At 51.4% G+C, this 1,244-nt stretch carries 1 protein-coding gene; it reads left to right on the top strand.

Annotated elements, in window-relative coordinates; translation table 11 throughout:
- Positions 1-592: 592 nt before the first annotated feature.
- Positions 593-874 carry a hypothetical protein gene (locus Q0908_RS20285; protein WP_299289107.1) on the top strand — a complete coding sequence of 94 codons (282 nt, stop codon included), beginning with the start codon at positions 593-595 and terminating at the stop codon, positions 872-874.
- Positions 875-1,244 lie beyond the last annotated feature (370 nt).

Below are 1,244 nucleotides of genomic sequence, written 5' to 3'. Positions count from 1 at the left end.
CTACGAATGTGGCACCGAACTTTCCCTAAGCGCCTGCGCGGGCGCTGTGGCTGGATTTGTTCCCGTTGTGGGCGGCGTAGCGTCCATTGCCTTGCGGCGTGGCGACAACGTCTTTGAGGTGGCAATCGACGGAACAAGAGTTTTTGATGGTGCTACAAATAAGGGAGTTGTGCGCCTCCCAGAAGCCCCGCCTTCTCCAACAGGAAACTTCAATACTGTGTACCCACGTGGTCCTGGAGCGGCAGAAGGCGCATTGCCTGAAGGGTATACTTACGTATCCAGGTGGGTTTCGCCGCAAGAAGCAAGAATGTGGTTGGATAACCAAGGAACGGCTGTGCCATCTGCTGTTGGGGATGTTCCTGGTGCAACGATACCTAGGGTATTTGTAACGCAGCAATTCGAAGGGAGACCTCCAGGGGCCACAGGAACTATTCGGATCGACTTCGCAGCACCTGAATCGATGATGCATGGTGGGACGGGTAGCAGCACGGGTTTGGATCGAGTTATTTTCCAACCCGCAACAAGCACACCCATTCATAATGTTCGAATACATGTGCCTGACGGCGCGACAATACCAGACTGACTTGGCGCAATGACGAAGATACCTGAACGATCATTAGTAATAAAAAAGGAAGCGTTGGCAGGCTTAAACAAGCCGCCAACAGAGCTTGCGGCACTACTTGCGTTTGATTTGCCAGCCCTCGAAACTGATAGTGTGGTTGTGTACGGACCTTATTTTGACTTTGAGTCATTGGATGAGGTTGGAAGCCGCCTTGTCGCCTGCGGTCTTGAATTTTGGGATGATTATTTTGAGTTTAAAGAAGACATTCCTGAATGGGTGTCGTTTACATTGCTTGGTTCGTCTTCCTCATAGACGAGTTTTTCCAGCGCGAGTGTGATGACTTCTCCCATAGTCTGGCGTGTTTGTGCTGCATAGATTTTGGCGTCCCATAGGGTATCTTCATCGATGTTACGGATTGATGTTTAGTTCACGATGCCGCTCCTTTTTTGTTTTAGCTGCATATGTATTTAGGGTCTGGCTGTCGGCGATGACGGACGTTTGTGGCTGGTCTATCTGGTTGGACGCGCGTGACAAGGGAAGGCGTGGCGGAGGTGTCATGTGCCACGCGTGATTTGCAGGGTGGAACGTCGGTACTGGCTGCTCCGAACTGACCTGCTCCCCTGAGAGTCCGTGTTTATAGGTTAGCTCTGTTCAGGTTTTGGTCCTCTTCTGACCGGTTAGC

The sequence above is a fragment of the uncultured Tateyamaria sp. genome (assembly GCF_947494755.1).
In the GTDB taxonomy this organism is placed as follows: domain Bacteria; phylum Pseudomonadota; class Alphaproteobacteria; order Rhodobacterales; family Rhodobacteraceae; genus Tateyamaria.
Note: the sequence above shows the minus strand (reverse complement) of the source record. Positions and strands in the feature narration are given on the sequence as shown.